7 protein-coding genes are annotated in these 5,201 nt (G+C 67.1%); 1 reads left to right on the top strand and 6 read right to left on the bottom strand.

The genetic code is table 11. The features are described 5' to 3' along the window. Positions 1-75: 75 nt before the first annotated feature. The 3 genes from ER13_RS15990 to ER13_RS15980 form a co-directional block, all read right to left on the bottom strand. The gene (locus ER13_RS15990) at positions 76-687 is read right to left on the bottom strand and encodes a DUF6655 family protein (RefSeq protein WP_230307713.1); all 612 of its coding nucleotides are present in this window, start codon (positions 685-687) and stop codon (positions 76-78) included. Then, on the bottom strand, positions 687-1,127 hold the full coding sequence (locus tag ER13_RS15985) for a VOC family protein (RefSeq protein ID WP_008259598.1): 441 nt from the start codon (positions 1,125-1,127) through the stop codon (positions 687-689). Before ER13_RS15985 ends, ER13_RS15990 begins: the two co-directional genes overlap by 1 nt. Positions 1,128-1,226: 99 nt before the next feature. Further along, positions 1,227-1,466, bottom strand: a complete 240-nt coding sequence (locus ER13_RS15980) for a zinc-finger domain-containing protein (RefSeq protein WP_008263386.1) — start codon at positions 1,464-1,466, stop codon at positions 1,227-1,229. A 106-nt stretch (positions 1,467-1,572) separates the two neighbouring features. Here ER13_RS15980 and ER13_RS15975 point away from each other — a divergent pair, with 106 nt between their 5' ends. Continuing rightward, positions 1,573-2,547, top strand: coding sequence for an ABC transporter ATP-binding protein (locus ER13_RS15975; RefSeq protein ID WP_008264330.1), 975 nt, complete (start codon positions 1,573-1,575; stop codon positions 2,545-2,547). On the opposite strand, the gene ER13_RS15970 is transcribed toward ER13_RS15975, so the two are convergent. The 3 genes from ER13_RS15970 to ER13_RS15960 are packed head-to-tail and all read right to left on the bottom strand — an operon-like array spanning position 2,544 to position 5,091. Beyond that, positions 2,544-3,425, bottom strand: a complete 882-nt coding sequence (locus tag ER13_RS15970; protein WP_008264277.1) for an alpha/beta fold hydrolase — start codon at positions 3,423-3,425, stop codon at positions 2,544-2,546. The genes ER13_RS15975 and ER13_RS15970 overlap by 4 nt on opposite strands. A 59-nt stretch (positions 3,426-3,484) precedes the next feature. Beyond that, positions 3,485-3,994: an HAD-IIIA family hydrolase gene (locus ER13_RS15965; protein WP_008263644.1), complete on the bottom strand. Its 510-nt coding sequence runs from the start codon at positions 3,992-3,994 to the stop codon at positions 3,485-3,487. Then, positions 3,991-5,091, bottom strand: coding sequence for an AGE family epimerase/isomerase (locus ER13_RS15960; protein WP_035310858.1), 1,101 nt, complete (start codon positions 5,089-5,091; stop codon positions 3,991-3,993). Before ER13_RS15960 ends, ER13_RS15965 begins: the two co-directional genes overlap by 4 nt. Positions 5,092-5,201 lie beyond the last annotated feature (110 nt).

The following is a 5,201-nucleotide window of genomic DNA, read 5'->3' as shown; positions in this document are numbered from 1 at the left end:
GTTCGGGGGCGGTCTGGGGAGCGGAGGCGTCGGTCATGGCCGGAACATAGGCGGCCGGAGCCGCCGCGTCAGCCGTCAGAATTCGGTCCAGCTGGATCCAGGGTCGCGCCGTCCCGGCTGGGCCTGTTGCTGACCCCAGCTGACGATCATCAGCAGCTTGTGACTGCGGATCCTGTACTCGCCGATCATGGGCAGGACCGCGCCCAGGGGAGCCCCGGTCTTGGCCTCGTACAGGAAGCCGGAAAACTCGGCGACGCCCACCCGGTCGCGATTGCTGTAGACCGAAAGTTCCGGCAGCGAGACGACGTTCAGGGTCTCGTTGATGGGAATCCGCATTTCCGGAAGACCGAAGACGCGGCGCATCTGTTCCAGCGACAGGGCGCCCGGCCGGATCTCGAACACAGCGTCGGATTCGTCCTTGTTGCGCGCCAGGCGGTATCCGGCGTCAGACAGGGCGGCGCGAATGGCGCTGATGGCGTAGCGCGAGCCCTCGCCCTGGAAATAGGACTCATCGACGAAGATCGACGCCGCCGTCGGCAGGGGCAGGGACAAACCCTCCACCGCCTTGTCCGACGCCCGCGCCATCAGCAGCTGTTCGGTCGCGGTGCGGCCGATATAGGTCTCGGTGGTCGAGGCGCAGGCCGACAACGCCAGGGCCGCCGTCGATACCAGTGCGAGGTGACGCATCACCATGTTCCGGTATTGTCCATGGAGGCCCAGGGCTCGGCAGGGGCCAGGGGCTCGCCTTCCTGCAGCAGTTCGATCGAAATACCGTCCGGCGACCGGACAAAGGCCATATTGCCGTCGCGCGGCGGACGATTGATCACCACTCCGCCATCCATCAGCCTTTGGCAGGCGGCGTAGATGTCATCGACCTTGTAGGCCAGATGGCCGAAGTTGCGGCCGCCCTGATAGGTTTCCGGATCCCAGTTGAAGGTCAGTTCGACCTCGGGGGCGCATTCCGCCGCCGACTGTTCCAGATTCTTGGGCGCCGCCAGGAAGACCAGGGTGAAACGGCCCTTCTCGTTCTCGGTGCGTCGCACCTCCTGCAGGCCCAACAGATCGCAATAGAAATGCAACGAGGCGTCGAGGTCCTGTACGCGGACCATGGTGTGCAGATAACGCAAGCGTGTGTCTCCGTCCGGGAGGCGCGGTTGACGCCCTCTATAGCCGCCAGATGGCGAAACCACGATTCAACTGAGGTGACAGGCTCAGCGGGCCTGTATTCAATGGGCCTCGGGCGCGCGGGCGGCGGGGCTCAGATATTCGCTCTCGTCGTGCGGATCGGCCGACAGGACGAAGCGGCGGTCGCAATAGCCGCACTCGATGAAGTCGTCCTCGCCCATGTCCATATAGACCAGCGGATGGCCGAGGGCGCCGCCGCCGCCGTCGCAGGCGACGCGCTTGGTCGAAACCACGACTTCTTCGGGCGGAGGGATGATCGCGTCGGGATGGCGGGGCGGCATTATTCGGCTCGTATCTTGGCGAGGAGGCGTCGGGCGCATACCTATGCGGCCCGTCCGGCGGCGTCAAACCGCCGCGCGACCCGATTTCTCGATCAAAGCGCCCCGAATGACCGATGCGACGACCCTGCCCGACAACGCCATCGAGGTGCGCGGGCTGAAGAAGACCTACGCCGGCTCCAAGAAGTCGGCGCCCAAGACGGCCCTGCGCGGGGTCGATCTGATCATTCCCCGCGGTTCGGTGTTCGGACTTCTGGGGCCCAACGGCGCCGGAAAATCGACCCTGATCAACATCCTGGCCGGAGTGGTCAAGAAGTCGGAAGGCACGGTGACCATCTGGGGCCGCGATATCGACAAGGAGCCGCGCGACGCCGCCGCGGCCCTGGGCGTTGTCCCGCAGGAAATCGTCGCCGACGTCTTCTTCACCCCACGCGAGTCGCTGGAGGTCCAGGCCGGCTTCTACGGCGTGCCGAAGAATGAACGCCGCTCGGACGAACTGCTGGCGGCGCTGGGCCTGTCGGACAAGGCCAACGCCTACGTCCGCGCCCTGTCGGGCGGAATGAAGCGCCGCCTGATGGTGGCCAAGGCCCTGGTTCACAATCCGCCTATCCTGATCCTGGACGAGCCGACAGCGGGGGTGGATGTCGAACTGCGCCGCCAGCTGTGGGCCTATGTGCGCCAGATCAACGCCGAGGGTGTGACCATCGTCCTGACCACCCACTATCTGGAAGAGGCGCAGGAGCTCTGCGACACAATCGCCATCGTCAACCGGGGCCAGGTGGTGGCCTGCGAGCCGACGCCGCAACTGCTGCGCCGTCTGGACAGCCGCAATGTGGTCGTCACGCCCGAGACGCCCCAGGCGACGCCCCCGGTTCTGGACGGCTTCCAGGTCACGCCCCGTCCCGGCGGCGCCTTCGCCGTGACCTACAAGAAGGGGCAATCGTCGGTGGAACAGGTCATCAACGCCGTCCGCGCCGCCGGCGTGACCATCGCCGACATCACCACCGAGGACCCGGACCTGGAAGACGTCTTCTTGGCCCTGACCTATGGCGACGCCAGCCAGGTCGATCCGACGAAGGATTAATCCACGTCCGCCAGGAATTCGAAGATCGCCGCCTTGGCCTCGGCTTCGTCCAGCATCGGGGCGTGGCCGACGCCGGGGACCTCGACATAGGCCATGGCCGGCGCGGCCTTCTTCATCTTCTCGGCGATGGCGGGGCTGAGAAGGTCGGACTCCCCACCCCGCACCAGCAGGGTCGGCTTGGTCTTCGCCAGACGCCGGAACATGGGCCACAGGTTGGGAACCAGGGCCTTGGCCCCCGCCGCCCGGATCGGAACCGAGATGTCCGGATCATAGTCCAGTTCGATCTCCCCGTCCGGCTGCTGGCGGAAGATGCGCCGCGCGAACCCGTCCCAATCGGCGTCGGAATAGTGGGGAAAGGCGACCCCGTTGATTCGTTTCGCATAGGCCGCCGCATCGGCCCATGAGCCGATCTCGACGGGCTGGCCGCTGTAGGACGCGATGCGCGCCAGGCCTTCGGGCGCCACCTCGGGACCGATGTCGTTCAATATGGCGGCGACCACCGCCCGGGGCTTCAGGGCCGTCAGGGCCATGGTGATCAGCCCGCCCATCGAGGTGCCGACGAAGACGGCGCGGTCGATCGCCGCCTGATCCATCAGGGCCAGCATATCCTTCGCATAGACATCGGGCCGGTAGGTCATCGGGTCGGACGCACGATCCGACAGGCCGCGCCCGCGCACATCGACGGCCAGGACGCGCCGTCCGCTCTGGGCCAGAAAAGGCGCGAGAGCGCCGAAGTCGGCGCTGTTACGGGTCAGGCCGTGAATGGCGATGATCGGCGGACGCGCGACGCCGGGCCCCGGCGCATAATCGCGCGCGAACAGGTCCAGACCGTCCGGGGATTTCCAGCGACGTTCGACATAGGCGGCGACGAGGGTCACGGGGCGCTCCTTCAACCAAGAAGGAGGAAACTAATTCACCGCACGAAGAATTGCGATGGTCAGGCGCCGATCAGTTCACGCACGAAGACGTCCAGGTCGCCGCCCTGGAACAGGAAGCCCGACACGCCCGCCCGCTGCGCCGCCTCGATGTCGCGCGGCTGGTCGCCGATCATGAAGGACTTCGCCGGATCGATGTCGTGATCGGCCATGGCCCGCAGCAGCATGCCGGGATTGGGTTTGCGGTCGGGATGGTCGGGATGGCGATAGCGTTCGTCTCGCGCCTCCGGATGGAAGGGGCAGGCGTAGACCGCCCCGATCACAGCCCCGTCCTGGGCCATGCGTTTGACCAGCAGGGCGTTGAACCCGTTCATCTGGGCCTCGTCGAACATACCGCGCGCCACGCCCGACTGGTTGGTGACGATCACCGCCAGATAGCCCAGCCGGTTCAACCGCCGCACCGCCGCCGTCGCGCCCGGGATCAGTTTCAGATGTTCGGGCAGATGGGGATAGCCGGAGTCCTCGATCAGGACTCCGTCGCGATCCAGAAAGACGGCGGGCAAACCGGTCATGCGTCGTGTCTCAGCAGTTCGGAAAAGGCGGTCATCAGGTGATACAGGCTGGAGGCGGGCGCGGCCTTGTCCGACGACGTCCCGTCCGCCTCATAGCTGTCGACCCACAGGCCGGGAACGGCCGTCGCCAGATGGGTGGCGAAGGTCGCCTCGATCAGGTCTGCGGCGGCGGCGTCCCCGAAGGTCAGGGCGGTGCGGACAGCCTCCGTCTGAGCCCACAGACGGCGTCCGGCGTGGGTCGGCGCACCGTCGGCGTCCATCTCGCGGATCATGAAGCCGGCCTTGAGCCCCTGGGCGACGGCGCGGCGATGCAGGGCCTCCGCCGCCTGGTCCAGGCCTGGGCCGGCGTCGAGACCGGCGATTTCAGCCTGACGCAACAGCCAGGCCCATTCCTCGAAATGGCCGGGTTCGACGATATGCCCGACGGCCGGATCCGGTCGCCAATCCTCGGTGAAATACTCGCGGATCGCGCCGTCGATCAGGAAACGGTCGCGGCATAGGTCCAGCGCCATGCGCGCCGCCGTCTCGAAGACCGGGTCGGGCGCCGTCGCCTGCCAGGCCAGCATGGCCTCCAGCAGGTGCATGTGCGGGTTCTGGCGACGCGGCAGACTCGGCGGCAGGGCCTCATGCCAGCCGCCGTGCGGGGCCGCCATCAACCGATTGATCGCCCCCAGGGTCTCCAGCGCCAGGGGCCGGGCCCGGTCGTCGCCCAGCACCCGATGCGCGGCCGCCAGGGCGAAGAGCACGAAGGCCAGATCATAAAGGTCCGGCGTCTCGTCCACGACCGCGCCCGCGTCATCGGTCGCCGCGACCCACAGGCCATCGTCGCGGGGACAGGCGGCGATCATCCGGTCCAGACCGGCCTGGGCCACCGCGCGCCCCGGCGCCCATCCCAGGGCGGCGGCTTCGCAGAAGACATAGATCTGACGCGCCTGAACCCGGGTGCGTCGGCGCAGTCCGGTCCGCGCCCGACCTTCGAAATCCAGCTGTTCGAAGAACCGCCCCTGGCCGTCCACGCCCTGTTCGGCCCACAACGGCAGGGCCTGGTGAAACAACCAGTTGGAGACCTTGGTCTTGGCGGCGGCGAAAGCGGACATGGCGTCGGCTTAGAACATGATCGTTGCAATGGGCAACGCGAAGTGACGCCGCCCGGTTTGGTCTCCGCGTTCGATCTTGCTAGGACGGCGGCCACCCTCGCGGCCCGACC

Source organism: Brevundimonas sp. EAKA (assembly GCF_000698025.1).
Taxonomy (GTDB): domain Bacteria; phylum Pseudomonadota; class Alphaproteobacteria; order Caulobacterales; family Caulobacteraceae; genus Brevundimonas; species Brevundimonas mediterranea_A.
The sequence above is the reverse complement of the archived record's forward strand: the minus strand, read 5'-3'. Positions and strand labels throughout refer to the sequence as shown.